Source organism: Limosilactobacillus coleohominis 101-4-CHN (genome assembly GCF_000161935.1).
GTDB lineage: Bacteria > Bacillota > Bacilli > Lactobacillales > Lactobacillaceae > Limosilactobacillus > Limosilactobacillus coleohominis_A.
The window spans coordinates 353170-376023 of the sequence record NZ_GG698803.1 but is presented as its reverse complement, the minus strand read 5'-3'; the positions used below and the strand labels follow the sequence as shown (position 1 = coordinate 376023).

Below are 22854 nucleotides of genomic sequence, written 5' to 3'. Positions count from 1 at the left end.
AGATAAACGCGGTATACTAACCTTAATGAACAAAAATAATGGAGTTGAAACTCATGAAATCTTTAAAAACTGGACGCCCCTTCTGGGTTTATTACCAAGATATTGATTCGGGAGCCAATCTCGCTGTCCCGCAATTAATTCGTGGATACGAAAATGACGGATACACCGTTGTAAAAAAAGAATTACCCCAATATAAACTTATTAAAACTAACGGTCAAACTTCCGGCAAGTTCGATGGCAGTCAAGAAAATGTCCACTTCTACTACCGGAAAAAGAGCTGGGGTGAAATCGAAGATATCGATATGTACCTCTACTTAGAACAACCTGTCCAACAGTATGATCAGGTGGAAGGAATGCCGGTTGATAACATCCTCCCCGGCGAAATGTACGTCCGCTCATTCGAACGGGTCGCAACGACCAATGGTGAATTTTGGTATGAAGTGAATGCTGATCGTTGGATCAAGTTTGATGTGAATACCATGAAAATTGTTCACCATGACCCATTTGCTAAGGAACCACCAGTTAAGGATGGACCGGTTACTAACCTACGCGTTTTGCCATTAAATAAAGTGCCAGCCACCGTTGATTACTTACGGGGCGGTCATCTCTACACTTATGATTATCCATATGGTCAGTCCACCGGTACTGTCGCCAACGGTCAAGACCTGGTATTAATTGGTCGACTGGAAGACGAGAATGGGGTCACCTGGTATCAAAATGAGCAACGGGGCTTTATCAATGGTGCTTACGTGCACTTAACAAAACAAGATGAGGATGAATAAAATGAAAATTGGTGTCATTGGTGCCGGTAACATGGGGACGGCAATGATTGAAGGATGGCTTAATGCTGGTCAAGATACCATTGCAGTAATGAATCCACAAAATCCGCGGGTTACTAAATTTTGTGCTGAACGGCAACTTTCGCTCTTTCATCATGCAAACGAAATGATGGACTGGCAGCCCGATGTATTACTATTGACCACTCCCGCATCCCGGACGCTCAACATCATCAACGACTTTTATCAGCTCCCTACAAAAGTTGTCATGATTTCGGCCGCCGCTGGAATTTCATTGCAGAGCTTAGAAAAAGTCTTGCCTAATAATCCATGGATACGCATTATTCCAAATATTCCCGTTAGTGTTAACGCTGGTACCATTGGGCTGGCACTCGGTAGCAACACTGATCATTCTGCGAATGTCATTTCTCTGATCGAACAACTAGGCCAAGTGATTACCGTGCCTGAAGATCAACTAAATATTGTTGGTACCATTGGCGGATGTGGTCCCGCGTTCATTGATGTCATCATGGACGCATTGGGCGATGCAGCAGTTAAGCATGGCCTTAACAGGAAAACTGCGAATGAACTTGCTGCCAGTATGGTTGCCGGGACCGGCAAATTGGCATTGGAAGCTGGATTATCCCCAGCTGAATTACGCGACCAAGTTACCTCACCTGGCGGAACCACAATTCGTGGTGTTGAAGCATTAGAAAAACACCGTGTCCGTTACGCCATGATGGATGCTGTGGATCAAGCAAGTCAAAATTAATAAAGGATCCCTTTTGGTATTTGTGACCAAGGGATCCTTTACTTTAATGAGAATTAACCGTTGCTAGTAATGCCGTAATTTCATCTTCTGAAAGAGCAAAATCCGTTTGCAGCTTTTGCTTAATTTGCGTTTCAGGAATCTGCATCTGCTGAAGAAGTCGAACTGTCTTTACAAGAGTTTCCTTTTTACCTCTTAATATTCCTTCTTCAATCCCCGCTTCACGAACATCTTCATCATGAAACATCATATGCGTTTTATTATCCATGTAGCCGTTCCTCCATTTCACATTGCGACTCAAACGATGAATATAACTGGCAATTTCTTTAACATAACTATCATCCTGAACATCTTTATTATCAACATCAAAACTAATTACTTAAAGTTTGTCGTGCCAACTTACTATTAACAATGCGTAAACCAGAGGCACCTGAATAAGAGTGTCCACCGAAATTTAAGTCGCCATACCAGCAAATCTGTTTATTAATAATGCACATATTATTACCAATGCTTTTAAGTCTTATAAGTTTTACATTCCTTTATAATTTTTGAATCAAGGCTTCACTAACATCGCTATTAATTTCTAAAGTAATCTCACGACCTGAAGTATCCAAATTATTCAATAGCATTACTTGATCCAACGATAGACGTTTTAAACGAATAAAAATACTTTTGGCTCGTAAAAGATCGTTCTTCCAATCAGGTTGATAATTTCTACTTGTATAAGGGGTTGATTCATAATTATTCCATTGACTATTTTTCACAAATTCATAATGAAGCTCTTTATAAACGCGTATCCGTTTTTGAAACATCTTTGCAAAAGAATCATCCCCAATATCAACATAATCATAGACACGGAGTTCATCTTTGTTATCTAATCCCCTTTCTAAGCGACCAAGATACTGTTTTGTACTCCCTTTCCAAGAAAAAGGTAAAACCAAAAATAATGTATCTAGAATTGGCAAATCAAACCCTTCACCGACATACCTATTAGTTGACAATATAATAAATGGTTCACTAGTATCTGGAAGAACTGGTTGATGATGAGTGCTTCCAGTAATTAAATAGACATTTTTACACAATTTTTCCTTAACAACTTTTGCAGAATCTTCAAATGATTAACTCGATCACTTAGTAACAAAATGTGCCTTTTTTCATCCAATGCCTGTCTTAAATCATTAATGATTTGCTGATTTCTAGTATCATCACTAACTAACTTATTGATCTTATTGGAGTAACTTACGCTATTGGCAATTCCATTAATGCTAGTATATCTAACATACAAATACCGCGAAATTAATTGTTCTTCGTTCTGACCAGAAAAATAAATTGATCCACAACGATAATGCATGAATTGTTCTAAACCATCTTTACGTTCAGGCGTTGCTGTTAAACCAACAATGTACTTAACATTGGCTTGAACCAGAACTTTTTCGAAAGTTACCGCAGAAATGTGATGGCATTCATCAATAATGATCTGACTATAATTTTGATAAAAATCCTTTCTGTCATCATCAGACATCCGAGTCAATTTGCGGTAATTAACAATATCAACAAGATGTGACGGCCGATTTCGGTTTCCAGAAATAATTTCCACTTTCTTTTTTCGTACTAATCTTCCCGTTTTTGTTGTTTCTTCAAAAGGATTATCATGAATGTTCAAAAATTTTAAACCTGTTTGTTGCCACTGTTTAGCAATATTCTCAGTAGGTACAATAACCAAAGTCCGCGCTTGTCGTTTAGCAATTAAAGCACATCCGATTACCGTTTTTCCAAAGCCAGTTTGCGCACAAATCATTCCTAAATCATGTTCTTTAATTGCCATAATTGCTTGTTTCTGCTTGGGACGAAGCTTTCCCTTAAAAGTCACACTCATTGTATCTGCATTCATAAAAGATTTTATAAAACGACAGTTACAATATTTTTGAAGGTCTTTAAAAACACCCCGTGGTAAATGTAGATACTCCTTAGTAATATGTCCAGCTGTTAAAAGTGATGGTGTATTCCATACCGGCATCCGCATATACTGTTTCTTTTTAAACTCCGGATTAACAAAAGTTGCTAATCCCAATAGTGAAACTTGTTCTTGTCTTGTTAAGCAATCCCATTTAATTAGAATCTCTCCCCGGATTTCTCCTTCAATCTCTTTTGGAAATTTTTTAATTTTAATAAGATCCATATCATTATTGAATGTCTTAATAATTTTTAAGTCATCCAAAATTTTCTGAATTAATTGATCAACTTCACCTGCAGAATACCGTTTGATTGATTCTAGGCGATCCCATTGTTGATTAATCGGAAGTGGATTTAATGAATCATCAGTAAAAATTGAACAATTTATTTGTAAATCCGCCCATTTTAAAGGCAAAGCAATTAAATTGCCAAAACCTTTTTTAGGCATCCGATCTTGGTTAGGTACTAGGCGATCGAAACATTCAATATCAACCTGGTCACTGGTACTCATGGCTTCAATTAATATTAATTTACCAAGATTTCGAGCAATCGTTGCCCTCACTGGCTCACTAAAGAAAATCCATATATGATAACTATTACCCGAATGCGACACTTCTGGAAGACAACTGATTCCATATTTATGACATACATTTAAAATCGCTAAAGTAGTTTTAGTCGGGTCAATTAGCACAGCATGCTTATCTAGATCAAATACCAATTGTTTTGTTGTATCATCTTTAAGTAACGGATAAATTCCATAGCGATGATAAGAATCATTAGAAATTAATTGATCATAAATCGTTTTATTACTATAACGTCGATATTCTTTAGTCAAATGCTTCAGTGCATTCTGATTAGTCCTTAATTGGTAAAAATTCCACCAATTTTTCAAAGCGGGGCTCCAACCTTTACCATTACTCCACTTCTGAGCGTAAACATCTGATCTGCCTGTAAAATAACGCGCGTATAATGCTAATTTCTCTGAAGTTGTTCGTTGCTTTACCATCAGCGAAACTAATTCCTTTTCCTGAACAATAAACCTTTCACCAATTTGATTAATTATTTCGTAATCGATTTGGTTAGACTGATAGTGTTGAAACCGATTTTTAATTATAATCGTCTCTCCATTATTTAAATGATATGCCTTACCAACTTTCATAAATAAACGCCTTCATATTATTCAAAAATAGCTAGTTTAAGACAGTCTCCTGTCATAAACTAGCCTTCTAATCACGTAGTTTTATAAATAAACTTTCTTAATCTCTGTGTTACTTATTTTATCATACTTGTTTGTTAGTATCGTTTAGAGATTTATACAAAGCGTTCATATCCTCAATAATTAAAAAAAGCAAGCTGACATTCAACTTACTTTACATACATCGGCTTCATTTCCGTACTGAGTCAAATCCGATGTCTAATGAAATCTTTTTCATTTTTCACCTCAAGATTAGTTCAATTTGACTCCGCATTTTGTACAAAATTTATTTCCGGGAACTACCTTATTCCCACAAGTAGGACAGTTTGCAACTCTTCTATTCAAGTTATAACAATAACTATGATAAATGGATTAAGAAATAACTCAAGAAGACAATTTACCCAAAAATACTCTATAACAAAAAATTCTATCGATAATTTATCAAAAATTTATTAAAATAATTCATGCAGTTTTAAATGCTGTTACTTTCAATTTGAAGGTATCAAAAATAAATTTGGGAGGAGTTCTTATATGAAAGAATGAGATGTTGCAGGTGGAATATTCTGTTTAGTTCTACTATGTGTATTTTTTAAATTTTTTATGATTATTGGAGGGTTAGTAGCTCTTGCGGCAATTTCATATTTTGGTACTGAAGCATATGAAGATTCAGATAATCGAATTAGCCTTTTAAAGAAAAGAGTTGCGCCTTCAATAATCATCATGTTTCTTTGTTTCGGCATCGCTTCTTCACTACCAAATCATCATAAAAATATCCATAATGAAGCTGTTTCAAGTTCTGAAAACCGAAAAGAAGCAAACAATGATGATGAAGATGAAGACGATGAAATTGATAGCAAGTCTGACGAGGATGATGACGATATTGATGACGAGTCAGATAACACTGATACTTCATCCGATAGTCAAGAGGTTTTTGAAGATACTAACAACGAGAACAACAATTCTAGCGCCTCTTCAAGTGTTGATAACAGTAATGCTGGCGGTGACAATAATCGTGGTGATATGACTACTGATCAGCAAGGCACCATTGTTGGTAATTCAAGATCAAGAATTTATCATACTCCTGATCAACAAAGTTACAGAATGAATTCTGCAAATGCCGTTTACTTTAATACTGAAGCAGAAGCTCAAGCCGCTGGTTATCGGAAGTCTTTACAGTAAAACTATTGATTCAACCAAATAAAAGGAGTCGATCAATTTGCTTGATCGGCTCTTTTAATAGTTTATCCATATAAATCAGAATGGTCTAGTTACTCTCCTCCACCATTGTGTGTTCCTTCATGCGAAGTTTGTTCACTTGGTGTTGTTTGAGTATTCGAAGAAGCTGGACGGTTTGTTGTGTAACTGTTCGCGTAAGAGCGTAATCCTGATTGTGGTGATCCACCAGTTGTACCATTTCTTCCATTTCCGGTGTTATTAGCAACGCGGTTACTGCTGGATGAACTTGACGAAGTGCTACTGCTAGACACACTACTACTTTGAATCGATGATTCATGAGAACTTGCAGGATTATCTTCAACCACTAATTTCTTAGTAATCTTACGTTTTCCATTCTCAGCAACAATATCGTACGTCCCGGAATCACGGAAAGTGTAATGAAAAGTTCCCTTATTTTTGCCTGAACGTACATTAAATTCTTTGTATACTTTTTTACTGTAATGACCAACTATTTTTAAATGAGTATTTGGCGAAACTTTAAATGACACTCGTCGCTCACCATTTTCATCTAAATGAACTTTTTTATTAAAGGTTAACGAAATTTGATCATTACTCCCCTCTTTTACCTTAGTTGATTTTTTGGAAGATTCATGAGAAGCTGCTTGCCCACTTTTATATGAAAGGTATCCTCCTCCACCAAAGCCAACAAAAAAGATAACTATTAATAACCAATTAATAAAAACACGCCAACGTCGAACTGTCGAATGTCCTCTTTTCATTCTTAATACTTGAACTAAATACTGTAAAACAAGCAGAACGACTGCTATCACTCCACTTAATTGAAAAATTCTTTGTAAATCCATACTTTTTCTTCCTATATATTGATTAATTATAAAAGAAAACTTCTACGTTATTTTATCATACTTATTAAACTTTCTATATTGTTATTGCCAATGATTTTAGCTAACTTCCTGTTATATTTAAAATCGTTTTAAATTAACATTTAGCTAGCTACATTCCCAAATTTCCTTCTTCATATTGATTAATTAGACCTATAATTAAAGTAATGAAATTATCTAGCCAGAAGGTTTAACAATCTAGGATATACTATTGGGAGAAAAACAAATGAAAAGAATCAGTTTAGCTAGTTTTATTATAATTATGTGTCTATCTTTAGCTGCGTGTGCAAAAAGAGTAAACGGACAGAAAGTTTACAAAACTCAAATTGAAAACGGTATAAAGCCGGTTGCAGGAACTGGTAAATGTAATCGTGAATTAATCCGTATTAAGGGTACCACTTCAGCCCCAAGTGGTTACAAGGTTGTAGCTATTTCTAATACTGGTCAGCATAGTCGAGTTGGCGAAGACACAACTATGCAAAATAATGTTAAAGTAAAAGATGGTAAGTTTGCTGGTTATATCGATCCTGCTAAAAATAATCCGAAAGTCAAAAAGGGTGACAAGCTTAAATACCACTTCTTGGCAGTCAAGAATCCCAAAGACATCAAAAATAATAAATCAACTAAGAACGCAATTAATACGACAACCATCAAAGTAAACTTTGAACCAACAACCCTCTTCGTTCAATCAAAAGTTCAAGCGCGTTTAGGTAGTGGTGCGAAAGTTACCAAAAAATCAAAAACTGTCTACACAATTACGCCGAAAACAGATAGTTCATTTGAAAATGATGTTTCAAAGGCAATGTATGACGATAAAGGTAGCTGGAATAGTATAACTAAGAAGATCAATAAGCTATCTAAGCAAATTAAAACACCGAATGGACGGATTGCACTTGTATTAATGAATCCTGAAAATCATAAAAAATTCCTTTTTGTTTCCATTGGTGGCAAGACTAAATATTATGCAATTACTAGTGGCACCGTTAATAGCAATGCATCAAATGCTAAGAATGTCTCAAGTAATTCCGATAATAGTGACGACGATGGTGATGATTTTGAACTAGCTATGATTCTGGCTTGGTTACTGGCATATGATGAAGAATACGGTGACGATTCATCCGAATCCGAAGATACTAATGACGATTACTACGATGATAGCGATACCGATGATGACTACTATGACTATGATGACAATTACGATGATAATGATTCACAAGATGATCAAAATTCTTCTGATGATTCGCAGAGTAATAATGGTCAGCAACAGAATGGCGGTCAACAAGATAATGGACAAAATGGTAATACTGCGAATGTTCAATAGTTATTTGTAATGATCAAAATCCTACTAATATTGTTCTATTTTCAAAACAATATTAGTAGGATTTTTGATTCTATACAATTAGACCTTGTAGTTATACAAAAATAATTTAATAACTTATTATGAAATAATTCGCAACTAGGATGATTGTCTAAAATTGTTTAAAGAAGGTTAACTAGTTTATTTTCATATTCACCGCATTCTGCAGTGTAACTTATCTTGACACCTATTCATAGTTTCGGAATTAAATTTCTCGGGATTATTCTTCGCCAAATCAACTGCCTTTCAAACTTGTCGATGTTGTCTCCACAAGTCTATCCATTTATTCATAACAAAACCACTATTGTTACCATTCTTCCTCATTGCAGCTAACCATTTCCGTTTGTTCCTTGAATGAATTAAGTTCTTTCCACAATCCTGCAATTCTGCTAAAGCTGTACTTTCGGCATTTATGGATTTTATGTGGGTCAAATCTATTGTTTTCAACTCCTGAAGAATAATGCACTGTTCTTTTATATAGAATTCCAATTTAATTTGACCCTTCTTTATACAAAATAGTTAGCAATTTTATTAAATTTGTGATTTCTGTATCTTGCATACACCCATACCATTAAGAGATATATCAGCTACCTAGTGATTTAACCCCCGTTAAGTAGACCAATAAATATATAATTAGACATCCTGCTTTCGATATTCTATAGGAGTAAGTCTGTTTAATTTTTTTGATAACCATGGTGATTATAGAAATTAATGTACTCGTCAATTAAATTAACTAATACTTCATAGTTGGTAACCCCTTCGTCGTAATACGTTTGTCCTCATAGTAACTCCAGAAACTTTCCATTTGGACATTGTCCAGGCATTTATCAATTCGTGAAATACTTCAATGAATTTCATTCTGTGATGTTAAACATTCATATTACTTCTGGATTATTACATGCCTGTTTTGATTATTATTTCGCCAACTTACCACATAACTAATAATTGAGCCATTATAGAGATCACACTTAAATATGCTCTTTTCTTATCGCCATAGTTTAGCTATAGGAAAGTTGGGCACAATTACCTACCAATTCTCGTTGTACTTATAATTTTCTCAATTTCTTGTGCATCATCATGATCAGAAATGTCTAAGTCCGAAGGGCCATCAATTTTTAGTGTCTTTCCCTTATTATTGAATAAACAAATAGTGTGAAGATCCGTTACCCCCTCTCTCCTTTTATCACCATTTTCATAACTTATGATCTTATACACCTTGTTTACTAAGTTTCTTGGAGTCATAACGTTTATTTTATTAGGAATGACACATACACCAATTCTGACCAATATTACAATGATAATTTCAAAATATTTTTTCAGGACAAATTTTCCCGTCAATAGCCTAATCTATAAAATCAAGATTTGAATTTACTGTATTCCTCCCGTCTTCAAATTCATCACCGAAGTTATCAATTTCTCCAGCAGGCGGATTAAGAACAGTGTTTTCAAGCTTCTTAATATCAGAATAATATGCACGATATTCCTTATAATCGTCCATATTTCCTTCCTTAAGTCGCTTTAAAGCTTCCTTCATATCAGATATATCACTTTCAATTGCCAGAACATCTTTTACATGTTTTTTCTGAATAGACTCTAAAGTGTCATCAATCGTACCACCGGAACCAGAATTATTTTCTTCTGCCCACGCGTTATATTCACTTACACCAATACTATCCAATTTATCAAAAGCATCGGCATAAGCAACGGCAAAATCTTTTTTGGCTTCTTTAGCGCCTTGCTTGGCCTGATATTTTTTCCAAGTACTGGTTTTCTTTACGACTGTGTAATCTGAGGCCGTCTGACCATTTTTACTAACCTTAACGATCCATTTTCCTGGTGTTCGGGCATCAAATTCAAAATATCCATCATCATCTGACTTCTCGGCAGGCTTAATTTCATCACCATTTAAGTATGTCTTGACCTTTGCATTAGGTGTTGCATACCCTGTGATCGTGGCACTCTTCTTTCCAAGGTTTATTGAGTAGTCGCTTGTTTCAATATGTGCCGTATTATAATTGGCATTATTTCCGATAGCATAGACAATCAACCCAATAATAATGGTTGCTCCTGATAAGAAATACTTTTTACTCATTTGAAGTAATTTGTTTCTCTTTACGAAAACGGAAAGATAGATTGAAAAAATTCCTAAAATAACGAAAGCAAGCATTGGATATAAACCATCATCACCACATGCTCCAACAAAAGCAATTCCAATACCCATTAACCAATCTGAGATTTTTCTATCCGATACAACCGAATGATTTCTTCCGACAATTGCAAGTACCAACATAATTACTATTAGAATAATACCAGCGATATATGATGAATTATTGCAGCATAACAGCGTAAAAATGAGTAGTTCATATAATACCAATGGTATTATTGAACTACTCATTTTTAATTACTACTCCTGAATTTCCATTTCATAACATTATCAAAACCAATTGCACTTAGAAGAATTACTAATGGTAAAAATTGGATAATATACCTAGCTCTCCCCCCTCAAATAACAACAGAAAGGTAAAAAAGCCAACGACACTATATTTTATTAGTTGGACAGAAAATGATGAAGAAGAAAAGGAAAATAATATAAACGTTAATGTAACAATCCAAGTTAATTGAATGATAATACCATAGGATCCATTATACTTTTCAGCAATGCCACTTTTATTTAGGAATAACTTTCTACTAAACGCTTTACCGTATTTACCTTTTTTATATCTAAATACTGTTAGAAAGTTTCCTTCTTTTCCCCAACCTAAAGATCCTTCTGCAGAATTAAAAGTTTGTTTTCTTATTAAAAAACTCTCATATCCTAAAAAGCCCATTTTCCGATATCGATCTCTCCATATTTTTTGATCATAGTCTTTTCTAGAATTGGCGTTAGTTAAAGCAGCATCTGCATCAACATCTCCTTGATTATATCCTCCCATTCCATTAATTCCCATCGCTGCAAAATGGTACAAAGAGAATTCGTCATTTCTATTCAAATCGAGAAATCTGTTATGAAACTTTGCAAAATTAAGTCCACTTATCATTAGTATAAAAATAGTCACCATTACTATAATATTAATTATTCTATTGACAACTAATTTCGATGGCTTTACAAAAACAACAGAAATAATGAAAAAGGCAATTGTTGAAATCATCAATGATGGTTTAATCATATAGCCTAAGAATATTAGAAAGCCTGTTAAAAGACTATATAAAATTGACACCCTTTTTTGATTATGAATAATCAATAAAATCCATATAGTCCAAATAGTAATAGCGAAAGATAACACATCAGTATACGGAATACAAATCCAAGGACTAATACCGAATAGCAAAACACTTGTTACTAAAGCATAACTAGCAATTCGTTGATTAAAGTACTTTTTACTAACTCGAAATAAAATATATAACGAACTATCAAGGACGACTACATTTATTAAATTAAGGATAAGTGTAAAGCTTCTAATACCTGGCTTGCCTAGAGTTAACCATAACCCATGTTCCAGCATTAACATTCCAAATGTATTAGGATAAAAAGAAAAGTATCTCATGCCTGACCATGGTATTTTATTCATAGCTTTAGTCATAATTATTCCCGGATCCCAATAACAAAATCCGGATATGGTTAAAATCAAATACACTTGCCATATCATCAGCAGTAAACTAACCAATATTAACAATAGTGCTTTTCTGTTCTTACATATCTTATATATTCTTTTCAAAAACTTTATAAAAGTCTCTTTAAAAATAAAAATAAAAGTCAAAATTATTAAACAAATATCGAGAATTAGTAATGTCGTTCTTGATATACTAAACAATTGATCTTTTAATAAAGAAACTGCAGCAATTATACTAATAACAATTATTATACCCAAAGCGATATTTATAACGTTATTTGATATTTTTTTGATATTCATTTGATTTCTTCCTTATATAAGTGTATTAGCATTAGTCATTTGATTTAAATAAGTCATAATATTCATAACTCCTAATTAATTTAATATTATCTGGCAATTTTTCCTTATCTGCTTTCTTTTGAATAATATACATTGCATCTTGCTTATTTTTTATTTTATTAGTTAATAAACTACTATTAACAATATGCCACTTACCGTAGTTATTGTATGACATAAATTCTTCTTTTTTTACACTTTTTGTTTCCTCATGAAAAACATAGGGACTGATTTTAGTGTAAAAAATTGGAATGGTAAACATTGCACCACTATTCATATTATTAACCCGACTATCTGTAACTATATAAACATCCTTAGCTGATTTACTGCGTTGTATAATTTGCCGTAACTCAGTCGGCGAATTTTGTTCACCATTATGAAATAGTTCCTGATACTTACTAAAGTAAAGCCCCATTGTTATAATAAACATTATTGAAAATACGATGCCAAATATAGATAATCCCATTTTAGTCTGAAATACCTTATCTACTCCAACAGCTTCAAAATATAAGAAAGGTAACATCATTGCATTTAAATGTGTCCAAGATGGAGCAATTAATAAAACATTAAATATATTAGATATTAACATTATCATCATATATTTGTTTAAATAAACATTATTCTTAAAAGCTGTAATAATACCAATAAAGCCAAAGATAAACATAAATGGATATAACGCACCAAAATAAGGTAAAGAAACTTTGGCTGTCCCATCATACCCTAGTACAAACAATTTAATGAAGCGGTAAATATTATAAACAATATTTTTTAGTATATGCCCATCAGCCACTACAAATGCAGATCTGGTAGCCGCTAATTTAGGAATTCCCATCCCTAAAAAATACATACTTCGATGACTAATATAGTTCACATAAATAAAAAGAAGGAGTGGCAATATGATAATTACTAATAAAATTAACTGGATTAATAAAGTCTCCCAATTTATTTTCTTTATAAAAAGTAGCCAGGGGTAAAATAGTACAACAAAACACCCTAAAAATATCCAATTATTGGAATATGCATATCCTGATAATCCTATACAGATAGTTAAAAGAGTTAAATAAGAAATACGCCTTATTGGAGTTTGACTTTCATAAAACAAAATAAAAAAGGATGCTACGAATATCATCAAAACAGGAAACAGGTTACTTTCAACAGCCCAACGACTAGATTCTATAGACCATGGACTCAAAAAAATAATTGTTATCACTAAAATAACCAAGCGATTACTTAATTTAGTCTTTAAGATTGAAGCTACAAAAACAAATATGCTAATTAAACAAACAAAAATTAATGGAAAACGATAAATAACTAGATTTAATCCAAAAGACTTTACTAATGGAACAGTAATTAGTGGATAAAGAATGTTCATTCCTGATCCCCATGCAAACAAATAAACTGGATGTTTCACTAAGTTAAAATAATCCACACCATATTTACCGATTGACCAAGAATTAATCCCCCCCATAGCTTCATCCATGTCAAGACCTACAGCAGTATCGTAGCGAAAAACTCTTGCAATAAAAATGATAAATAGTAAGACAAATAATAAATACTTAAATCTATTACCTCTTTCAGACAGACTTGCATATTTCTGTAGTAAAAAATTTCCTATAATAAATTCAATTATAAATATTCCATAAACATAGGTAACCATAATATCTCCCAAAATACAGGATGTATTCAAATACGTATTACAATTTCGCCGTCAATTCAACATCCGGATACTTCTGTTTGAACCAATTTTCGGCAAATTGATTTTCAAACAAGAATAGTGGATCGCCGTTAATGTCTTTAACCAAAATATTCCGTGAAGAAGATATCTTTGGATCCAATTGATCTGGATTAATCCAACGGGCTGTCTTATTCCCCATTGGTTCCATGACTACTTCTGAATTATATTCGTTTTGCATCCGGAACTTAAAAACTTCAAACTGCAATTGACCAACTGCCCCAAGAATATAATCATTCGAATTATATCCTTGAAATAATTGAATTGCGCCTTCTTGAACTAATTGATTAATCCCCTTGTGGAACGACTTCTGCTTCATCACATTTTTAGCCGAAACCCGCATGAACAGTTCCGGGGTAAATTGCGGCAACTTTTCAAATTTAATATCCTTTTTCCCAGTGTAAATGGAATCACCAATCTGAAAATTACCTGTATCATATAGACCAATAATGTCACCAGCAACGGCTTTTTCAACATTTTCTCGAGTATTGGCCATAAATTCAGTGACATTGGATAAACGCACTGGTTTCCCAGTCCGTTCCAAAGTAACATCCATTCCCCGGTCAAATTCACCAGAACAAATCCGCACAAAAGCAATCCGATCACGGTGACGTGGATTCATATTTGCCTGAATTTTAAAAACAAAACCAGATAGCTCAGAATCTAATGGTTCAATCTCCTCGCCATCTTCAGTCTTGTGCGCACTTGGTGCTGGAGCATACTTTAGATACGTTTCTAAGAAAGTCCGCACCCCAAAGTTAGTCAGAGCAGAACCAAAGAAGACCGGGGTCTGATCACCCTTCAAGATTTTTTCTTCACTAAACTCGTTCCCAGCCATTTCGATAAGTTCCATCCCGTCTATGGCATCCTTCCACTCGCCTTCACCAGCTAAAGGATTATCGCCCATTACTTGGCCGTCATCGTCCAGTGGTAGATATGGATTGTCTTCATTCGCAGGGTGGGTCAATGCAACCCGTTTATTATACCGATCATAAACACCCATGAACTGACGTCCCATTCCGATTGGCCAATCCATCGGATACGTTTCGATCCCAAGGGTTTCTTCAATTTCGTTCATTAAATCTAATGGATCACGAGCATCCCGGTCAAACTTATTAATGAAAGTAAAGATTGGAATTCCCCGCATCTTACAAATTTGGAATAATTTCCGGGTTTGTGGTTCAATCCCCTTTGCACCATCAATTACCATGACCGCAGAGTCCACAGCCATTAAGGTTCGATAGGTATCTTCAGAAAAATCTTCGTGCCCAGGGGTGTCTAGAATGTTAATCCGTTTGCCTTCAAAATCAAACTGCATCACGGAAGAGGTAACGGAAATTCCCCGCTTTTGTTCGATTTCCATCCAGTCAGACTTGGCAAAATTACTACTACCCCGTCCCTTGACTGTTCCGGCTTCCCGCACAATACCACCAAAGAGTAGCATCTGCTCAGTAATGGTTGTCTTACCAGCGTCTGGGTGCGAAATAATCGCAAATGTCCGGCGTTTATTAACAGCTTCGGCTAATTGTTTTGCTGTTGTCATTATTTAATCGTCCTTTCAAGCATTATCTTTTTAATATTACCATATTTAGGGACTCTATAATAGAAGAAAAGTGTTACATAATTCTTAAAAACTGCTTTCTAAAATTGACTACAACGCATTGATTTGCTAAGGTTAGAAAGTTAATATATAAATGATAATTATAAATTTAAACAGAGGTTGTCGAATATGAATCACGAACACGAAACGCGGGCCGAATACCGACGTCACCTTGAAGAAGAAATCGACCAACGAGCACATCACAAATCAAATGATGACTTTGACCATCGTCCACCATATGTCCACCATCATAAAGGTGGCTTTAAGTGGGTTTGGCGGATTATCGCCATCATTTGTGTCCTACTTTTTGTGGCTGGTGGTTATGAATACCATCAACTTCATAATACTGCTAAGGGTGTATTTACGAATGGTGATGGGAAAGTTGATAAAAAGCTAGCCCAAGGAAAGCCGGTTTCTATCCTAGCAATGGGGACTGACGTTGGTGCTCTTAATCGGGGAAACTCCGGTGGGAATACTGATACCCTGGAAGTTATTACTGTGAACCCTAAAAAAGAGTCCATCACGATGACCAGTATTCCTCGTGATACATTAGTTAGGGTTAATACCAGTAAAGGTGCTGACTACGTTAAGATTAACGCTGCATATTCACTTGGTGGGCCTAAACAAACCGTTAAGCAAGTTAAGGAACTGCTCGGGATTCCGATTGACTACTACGCGGTAGTAAATATGGGAGTTTTGAAAAAAGTTGTTAACGCTGTTGGCGGTGTGGACGTTGATAATCCATTTGCGTTTGATTATGAAGGACATCATTTTCCGAAGGGCAAACAACACTTAAATGGTAACCTTGCCTTAAAGTATTCACGGATGCGCTATGATGATCCAAACAATGATTACGGACGGCAAAAGCGGCAACAACAAATCATGACCAACGTTATTCATAAATTTAAGACTTCCGGTTCCGTAAGTGCAGTTAATAAAATTCTGGCTGCTGTTAAAGATGGTGTAAAAACCAACATTCCATTGGATAGTATTTCTGTGCTCTATGGCAACTATCGTCCAGCAATGAACAGTGTCAAGACTTATCACTTCCAAGGAAAAAACGCCACCATTGATGGTGCTTCGTTCCAAATTGCGAGTCCAAAAGAAATCAATCGAATTTCTAAGATTATTCGCAAACAATTAGGACTTGATCCAATTACCGTTGATAACCATGAGACTCGGATGTACCGTATGCAGTCTAACTATGACGGCTACAATCATACTGACTTTAAGCTTCCTGGCGGTGCTGAATATAATGTACCTGGTAGTGGTTCTAGTTCGTCTACATCAAATAGTATAGGTATCTCATCAAGTAATAACCTTTTAGATGAGAATGATAACAATTATTAATCATACTAAGTACTGGTAGATAAAAAATCTATTGGTACTTTTTTATTACTTATTAATATAATGCTTCTTGGAATGAAATCCTAAAATCTTTGATTAGATTTACTAATACGTAACTTTCCTCTCACAATCCTAGTGGCACTATATCCCGTCAAGTATGCAAGTTAAATAGATGAAATTTTAGGTAGCTTAATTGCGGAAGTGTTCCGCGATTAAGTCCTTTTTACATGTGTAAACACGTTTATTTAATGGCGCCTTTTAAGTCTTCCACCACAATCCATTGAAGCATTTTCAAGGATACCCAGGATTACAACAACAGAAGACATCTATTTATGGCTTTAGAAGGACCGTCATATAAGGTTTTCTTTGAGAATTAAGAGTTTTTCTTCTGTCAAGTTGAGTATGCTCTCATAGAAAAAGCGGCCCTCCGATAAAAGATGAATTTTCTATTTCATCTTTTATCGGAGGGCTTTTTAGCCAAACTAAGTGGCTAACATAACATATTATTTACAACTTTTTTATCAATAAGACCATTATTTGATCTACTGCAATAAGGCATATTCATAATTAACTAACATTGTAAAGTCCCACATATTGTATCCACTTCCAAAATAGTTCCATGCACGATCAGACCAATAATTATCCGGATCAGTATGATCTGTACCACCTAAATACATACTTACATCATGATGTGACCATAAAGTTGCATTTACTGGATTATTACTACCAGCTAAACTAGGGTACATGCCATATTGTTTCATCTTATAAGCAGTGTAGTATGCTGCATTGACTAACTCAGCTGCAAAATTCCAACCACCATATACTTCAACTTGTTCAAATTGAACAGCACGTCCATTGGCAGGATATGCTGCCCCCCCCATGCCTCATGATCTGTATCAGAAATTTGAATTATCTGATTACTGTCTACAAAAGCATGGACAAAGGCATTGTTGTAAGTAGACTTTTCATAATTAATTTCTCCCCAAATACTATCATTAGGATTGGCTGTTTCATGTACTACAACCATATTTGGCTTCCCATTAGCAGTACCACTATATTTACCAGTAATATTTTGCGGGATTGCATTATAGTAGGATATATTAGCATGACCAATGTGATTATTAATAATATATTGATTAATTGTATTAGTAAACTGAGGAGTTAATACACCAAGTTCATTAGCCCAATAATTAGTCCAATTAACGTTAACACTCATATTTCTAGCTAACGCACCGTTGGACCCATAGAAATATAAATTCCCCCAATTATTGTAAAACTGGTTAGTATATCTAGCACCGTCACTACCAAAATAGTAAGTATTTCCCCAGTTAAAATAGAACTTATTATCATAGCGGGCACCGTCAGCACCAAAGTAGTACATCTTACCATCTTGACTGTAAAAATGGTCTTTGACCATTTGACCATTATCATCAGTCAAATAGGTTGTTCCATCTTCATCATCGACGGTACTATTCTTTACTACTTGGCCATTTTGATAGTAAACCCCATTTTGCCAACCATTTAATACTGGTTGTGAAGGTTGGCTGGTTTCATCATTGTTACTTTGCTTAGTCAGAGCGGTTTGATCAGCGTTGGTTGTATTAGCCGACGTTTGACTATCGCTATCAGCAGTATCTTCACTCTATGAAGCCATTGCTTGTTGATTATCATTTACATTTACATTTTCATTGTTATTAGAAGAATCGTTACTGTTAACTTGAACACTAGTGTTCATATCATCTGCAGTAGTATTAGTATCTGCATTCGCTGAACCAGTAGACGCTAAAGTAACACCTAGAACAACCGTAACGGTTGTTAATGCCATGGTGCACCAGCTCTTACCTTTTTTGAACATTCTAAAATGCCTAATATAGTCCATAAATCAATCTTCCTTTCAAATTATAGAAAAATATTATAATGCCTTCATTCATTATTTCTATTTTCGATTCGATATATCGACCAAATGTAATTGAAAATAGTTTTGATAACCGCATAAAAGGGGATGCAAAGAATCATACCTGGAATTCCAGCTATGTTACCTGCTGCTAATAATAACATAATTATTGTTAATGGATGAATTTTTAGTGTCCTACCAATAATATTGGGGTAAATGATATTTCCATCAATCTGCTGAACAATAACCACCACAATTATTACCCAGATTATCTTTTTAGGTGCCATAGCTAATGAAACCATTAGAGCTGGTGTAATGCCTATATATGGGCCAACGTAGGGAATCATATTAGTTAATCCGGCAACTAACCCTAATACAATCGCTACTGGTTGTCCGATTATTAGATACCCGATACTGGTTGCAACTGCTACGAAAATACATTCAATGGCCTGACCTGAAATATATGATGATAAAGTTGTATTCATTTGATGCAACAGCTTAGAAATTTCTTCACCATGTTTCTCTGAGAAGTACTTTTGTATACTTGGAACAAATTTATTACTATCCTTTAACATATAAAAAAGCATAACTGGAACTGTTATAGCAACAATTACAGTACTGGTTAACATACCTATTAGAGATCCAGCCTTGCTTGTAACGCCATTTAAAATAGTCTCAGATGATTTTGACAATTGATTGGTCATTTCTTTATAGTAGCCATTAAAGTCAATATTCTTTAGCCATGGATGGTGAGATAATCTGACTACCCATTTCTGAGTTTCTTTTGCCGTTGCTGGCAAACTTTTAATAATTTCCGTTAATTCATTTATCATTGGAGGAATAATGGCAGCAATAACGCTAACTACAATCAAAATAAGTAGTAATACAATAACGAAGCTAGCCACTCCTCGTGGTATTCTATGTCTTCCTAATCGAACCTTCATTAAGGCGCTCATCACTGGTCTCAACATATAATACAAGAACAGTGAAATAATGAGCGGAACAAAAACGACAGAAATAAATATTAAAATTGGTCTAAAAACAAAATCTATTTTTGAACATACCCAGATAAAAAGTGCTAATACTAGCAATTCAATCGACCAATATAAAAATGATTGCTTTTTTACCATTATTCTTGATCTTCCATTTTCTTAGTATAGGTATCAGTCTCAATCGTAAATCTTGGACGACGCTTTACCTCAGAGAATATCTTTCCGACATATTCCCCAATCACACTAATCGAAATAAGCTGAATTCCACCCAGCAACCAAATAGAAATCATTAAAGATGACCATCCACTAACAACATGGCCACTAATCTTCTCCACTAGAGTGTAGATCATACAAATAAAGCTAATAATTACTGTTATTATACCCAAGTACATGATTAAGTGGATTGGAGCAATTGAAAAGGATGTAATTCCATCTAAAGCAAAATGAAGCATTTTACCCAACGGATATTTTGATGTACCAGCATATCTTTCTTTTCGAGCATAATACACCTTAGTGGATTTATAACCAACCAAAGGCACCATACCTCGAAGAAATAAATTACGTTCTTGAAAACGCAATAAAGCTCTTGTAGCCCTCTTACTCAAAAGACGATAATCAGCTGAATCAGGAATCAAATGAACTCCTAGTCGTTTCATCAAACCATAAAAAGCTAATGCTGTTCGACGCTTAAAAAAAGTATCAGTAGCACGGCTATTACGTACCCCATAAACGACATCGTAACCATTTAAATAACTATCAACCATTTCTGGAATTGCATTAACATCATCTTGAAGATCAGCATCGATTGTAATAATCATATCCGAATAATCTACACATGTAGACATACCAGCTAATAATGCATTTTGATGTCCGTAGTTACGACTAAACTTTACACCAGTAACATAAGAATACTCTTTAGTATATTTTGAAATTAATTTCCAAGTTTCATCATGACTTCCATCATTCACAAATAAAAGTTTACTTTTTTCAGAAACCTTATTTTCATCCTGCATTTTAGTTAGAATAATTCCCAACTCTTTTACCGTTTCGGGTAAAACTTCTTGCTCATTGTAGCAAGGAACAACAATTGTTAAAGTATTTCTACGCATTTTCCCCTACCTAATGTTTTTCCTTAATAATATAAATCGGTCTATTTTTAGATTGCAAGTATGTTTTACCAACATACTTACCAACAATCCCAATACAAAGTAATTGTAAACCACCTAATAGTAAAATAAGACAAACTAAAGAAGCCCAACCAAAAACACTACTATTTGGCTCAACAATTCGTCTAATAATAACAAATATGATTCCAATAACTGAAGCAACAAAAGAAACAGTTCCTAACCAAACCGCCAAAGATAATGGAACTTGTGAAAAATCCGCAATGCCATTTAGGGCATAACGAAATAACTTCCAGGTTGACCAATCTGTGGTTCCAGCTGCCCGTTGGATATTATGGTAATCTAAATATTTTGTCCTAAATCCAACCCAACTAAAAATTCCCTTAGAAAATCGATCATACTCTTTTAAAGATAAGACGGCATTTACCATTTGCCTAGTCATCATTCTGTAATCGCGAGCACTTGGAATAATGTTTGTCTGAGAAATTTTATTGATTATTTTATAGAACTGATTGCTTAGAAATGATTTAAGCTTTGACTCTCCCTCGCGATCGACTCTCCTTGTACCAATACAATCATATTTTCCAGTTTTTATTAATGAATACATTTTTGGTAATAAAGCAGATGGATCTTGAAGATCGGCATCCATAACTACAACATAATCACCTGAGCTAGCTTGCAAACCGGCATATAATGCTGCTTCTTTTCCAAAATTTCTGGAAAATGATATGTAATGGACTCGTTCAGGAAAATTTTTATGAAGCTCACGGAGTTTTGGTAAAGTAAAGTCTTCTGAACCATCATTTACAAACCAATACTCTGTTTCTAAAGACTGAATTTCGTCAATGGATCGTTCTACCGTTGAATAAAATAGCTGAATAACATCTTCCTCATTGTAACAGGGTACCACAATTGATAATTTATCCATGTATTCTCCTTTTTACATAATAAAAAATCGGTACAAAACTGTACCGATTAATTATACACTATTTACTAATCTCTAGGCACCAGTAATTGCATTTGGCGTTACATGGTAGGTATAAGTCTTACCACCATAAGTACCAGAAATAGTCCAATCATTTGTACTATTTTGGGTCGCGCTAAATCCATCAATTGCACTTACTGCCGGCTGAGTTGGTTCACCATTACCAGCTTCTAATGAGTTAGCACGCTGATTACTTAAATGTTCCTTAACCAAATTACGAGCATCAGTCTCAGTCATTGTTTGTGTCTGACGTTGACTTACAGAATGTGCTGTAGCACTGTTCTTAACACCATTAATAGTCGTATTAGTAGAAGAACTACTCTTGGAAACGACTACATTGTCACTAGAACTATTATTATTATTACTTTGAGCATTCTTTTTGGATACTTTAATAGAACCCTTTTTACTATTATGCTTCTTGGTAACATGACTGCTTTCCGCAGTATCTTTCTTAGTCTCAGTGGTTGACTTGCTTACACAAGCAGCTAAGGATAAAACCATTGCCCCAGCCATTGTAGACATCATAATCTTTTGTAATTTCATAGTTTACCCCTCTCGTTATCGTTCATGTATTGAATCAATTATATCAAAATTAATTTTAAAAGGTTACCTTTTAATTAATCTTATTAATTCATTACAATATAATAGCTTGGAGTATAGTAGGCCATCTTTGTAGTCTTCACTACGTCACCTGGTTCTGGTGCATGAACAAATGATCCGTTTCCTAATGAGATACCAACGTGATATGGTGCACTATCGCTACCAAAGAACACCAAGGAACCTTTTGGTGCATTATACACATCATAATGGTGAGCACCTAAATTAGTTTGTTGGTATGTTGTACGATAATTTGAACTTAGACCAAATGCCCATTGAACTAATCCAGAACAGTCAAAGCCTGAAGGAGTATTACCACCCCAAACATATGGAGTACCTAACATTGTTAAGGCACGATCAGCCTTAGAAGCAGCAGAATTTTCCGTTAAAACACCATCATTATCTGCTACATAGGTCTTACCATTAACAGTAAATGTTGTGTTTTTTAACATCGCGCCATCAGATCCATAATAATAATTATGTCCCCAATTAGAATAGAATTGGTTTGTGT

22 protein-coding genes are annotated in these 22854 nt (G+C 34.7%); 5 read left to right on the top strand and 17 right to left on the bottom strand.

Annotation, left to right across the window (positions count from 1 at the left end; all coding sequences use genetic code 11):
- The first annotated feature begins 53 nt into the window (after positions 1–53).
- Together HMPREF0501_RS05005 and proC are read left to right on the top strand one after the other, a co-directional pair.
- Positions 54–782 carry a MucBP domain-containing protein gene (locus HMPREF0501_RS05005; RefSeq protein ID WP_006916795.1) on the top strand — a complete coding sequence of 243 codons (729 nt, stop codon included), beginning with the start codon at positions 54–56 and terminating at the stop codon, positions 780–782.
- Between the two features lies 1 nt (position 783).
- Positions 784–1548: a pyrroline-5-carboxylate reductase gene (gene proC, locus HMPREF0501_RS05000; RefSeq protein WP_040455885.1), complete on the top strand. Its 765-nt coding sequence runs from the start codon at positions 784–786 to the stop codon at positions 1546–1548.
- A gap of 43 nt (positions 1549–1591) precedes the next feature.
- On the opposite strand, the gene HMPREF0501_RS04995 is transcribed toward proC, so the two are convergent.
- The 4 genes from HMPREF0501_RS04995 to HMPREF0501_RS09360 form a co-directional block, all read right to left on the bottom strand.
- Positions 1592–1813 carry a hypothetical protein gene (locus HMPREF0501_RS04995; RefSeq protein WP_006916793.1) on the bottom strand — a complete coding sequence of 74 codons (222 nt, stop codon included), beginning with the start codon at positions 1811–1813 and terminating at the stop codon, positions 1592–1594.
- A gap of 271 nt (positions 1814–2084) precedes the next feature.
- On the bottom strand, positions 2085–2627 hold the full coding sequence (locus HMPREF0501_RS09105; RefSeq protein ID WP_081443416.1) for a hypothetical protein: 543 nt from the start codon (positions 2625–2627) through the stop codon (positions 2085–2087).
- A complete protein-coding gene (locus HMPREF0501_RS04990) occupies positions 2606–4657 on the bottom strand; it encodes a TOTE conflict system archaeo-eukaryotic primase domain-containing protein (RefSeq protein ID WP_006916792.1) in 2052 nt (683 codons plus the stop codon). Before HMPREF0501_RS04990 ends, HMPREF0501_RS09105 begins: the two co-directional genes overlap by 22 nt.
- Before the next feature lie 288 nt (positions 4658–4945).
- Complete coding sequence (locus HMPREF0501_RS09360) at positions 4946–5038, bottom strand: zinc-ribbon domain-containing protein (RefSeq protein WP_191975863.1); 93 nt, start codon at positions 5036–5038, stop codon at positions 4946–4948.
- Between the two features lie 255 nt (positions 5039–5293).
- On the opposite strand from HMPREF0501_RS09360, the gene HMPREF0501_RS08560 reads away from it, so the two are divergent.
- Positions 5294–5872 carry an Ada metal-binding domain-containing protein gene (locus HMPREF0501_RS08560; RefSeq protein WP_006916791.1) on the top strand — a complete coding sequence of 193 codons (579 nt, stop codon included), beginning with the start codon at positions 5294–5296 and terminating at the stop codon, positions 5870–5872.
- Positions 5873–5961: 89 nt separating this feature from the next.
- Here HMPREF0501_RS08560 and HMPREF0501_RS04980 read toward each other — a convergent pair whose 3' ends face one another.
- A complete protein-coding gene (locus HMPREF0501_RS04980) occupies positions 5962–6732 on the bottom strand; it encodes a hypothetical protein (protein WP_006916790.1) in 771 nt (256 codons plus the stop codon).
- A 262-nt stretch (positions 6733–6994) separates the two neighbouring features.
- On the opposite strand from HMPREF0501_RS04980, the gene HMPREF0501_RS08555 reads away from it, so the two are divergent.
- Positions 6995–8089 carry a hypothetical protein gene (locus tag HMPREF0501_RS08555; RefSeq protein WP_050755756.1) on the top strand — a complete coding sequence of 365 codons (1095 nt, stop codon included), beginning with the start codon at positions 6995–6997 and terminating at the stop codon, positions 8087–8089.
- 1378 nt (positions 8090–9467) lie between these two features.
- Here HMPREF0501_RS08555 and HMPREF0501_RS04960 read toward each other — a convergent pair.
- The 4 genes from HMPREF0501_RS04960 to HMPREF0501_RS04945 form a co-directional block, all read right to left on the bottom strand.
- Complete coding sequence (locus HMPREF0501_RS04960) at positions 9468–10520, bottom strand: hypothetical protein (RefSeq protein WP_006916788.1); 1053 nt, start codon at positions 10518–10520, stop codon at positions 9468–9470.
- Positions 10521–10587: 67 nt separating this feature from the next.
- Entirely contained in the window at positions 10588–12036 is a 1449-nt protein-coding gene (locus HMPREF0501_RS04955; protein ID WP_006916787.1) for a hypothetical protein, read from the bottom strand.
- 31 nt (positions 12037–12067) lie between these two features.
- On the bottom strand, positions 12068–13729 hold the full coding sequence (locus HMPREF0501_RS04950; RefSeq protein WP_006916786.1) for a hypothetical protein: 1662 nt from the start codon (positions 13727–13729) through the stop codon (positions 12068–12070).
- 37 nt (positions 13730–13766) lie between these two features.
- A complete protein-coding gene (locus HMPREF0501_RS04945; protein ID WP_006916785.1) occupies positions 13767–15347 on the bottom strand; it encodes a peptide chain release factor 3 in 1581 nt (526 codons plus the stop codon).
- Positions 15348–15533: 186 nt separating this feature from the next.
- Between HMPREF0501_RS04945 and HMPREF0501_RS04940 the strand changes: the two genes are divergently transcribed.
- Entirely contained in the window at positions 15534–16754 is a 1221-nt protein-coding gene (locus HMPREF0501_RS04940; RefSeq protein ID WP_006916784.1) for an LCP family protein, read from the top strand.
- Between the two features lie 539 nt (positions 16755–17293).
- Here the strand turns inward: HMPREF0501_RS04940 and HMPREF0501_RS09100 are convergent.
- The 8 genes from HMPREF0501_RS09100 to HMPREF0501_RS04905 form a co-directional block, all read right to left on the bottom strand.
- Positions 17294–17632: a hypothetical protein gene (locus tag HMPREF0501_RS09100; protein WP_223206785.1), complete on the bottom strand. Its 339-nt coding sequence runs from the start codon at positions 17630–17632 to the stop codon at positions 17294–17296.
- Positions 17542–18189 carry an N-acetylmuramoyl-L-alanine amidase gene (locus HMPREF0501_RS08740; RefSeq protein WP_050755754.1) on the bottom strand — a complete coding sequence of 216 codons (648 nt, stop codon included), beginning with the start codon at positions 18187–18189 and terminating at the stop codon, positions 17542–17544. The genes HMPREF0501_RS09100 and HMPREF0501_RS08740 overlap by 91 nt, the downstream gene beginning before the upstream one ends.
- 204 nt (positions 18190–18393) lie before the next feature.
- A complete protein-coding gene (locus HMPREF0501_RS09015; RefSeq protein ID WP_191975862.1) occupies positions 18394–18630 on the bottom strand; it encodes a KxYKxGKxW signal peptide domain-containing protein in 237 nt (78 codons plus the stop codon).
- 44 nt (positions 18631–18674) lie between these two features.
- Positions 18675–19775, bottom strand: coding sequence for an AI-2E family transporter (locus HMPREF0501_RS04925; RefSeq protein WP_006916776.1), 1101 nt, complete (start codon positions 19773–19775; stop codon positions 18675–18677).
- Positions 19775–20746, bottom strand: a complete 972-nt coding sequence (locus HMPREF0501_RS04920; RefSeq protein WP_006916775.1) for a glycosyltransferase family 2 protein — start codon at positions 20744–20746, stop codon at positions 19775–19777. Before HMPREF0501_RS04920 ends, HMPREF0501_RS04925 begins: the two co-directional genes overlap by 1 nt.
- A gap of 10 nt (positions 20747–20756) precedes the next feature.
- Positions 20757–21689, bottom strand: coding sequence for a glycosyltransferase family 2 protein (locus HMPREF0501_RS04915; RefSeq protein ID WP_006916772.1), 933 nt, complete (start codon positions 21687–21689; stop codon positions 20757–20759).
- A 72-nt stretch (positions 21690–21761) separates the two neighbouring features.
- Positions 21762–22289 carry a hypothetical protein gene (locus HMPREF0501_RS04910; protein WP_006916771.1) on the bottom strand — a complete coding sequence of 176 codons (528 nt, stop codon included), beginning with the start codon at positions 22287–22289 and terminating at the stop codon, positions 21762–21764.
- Between the two features lie 83 nt (positions 22290–22372).
- The coding region (locus HMPREF0501_RS04905; protein ID WP_006916770.1) for an NlpC/P60 family protein at positions 22373–22854 on the bottom strand (482 nt) is incomplete at its 5' end.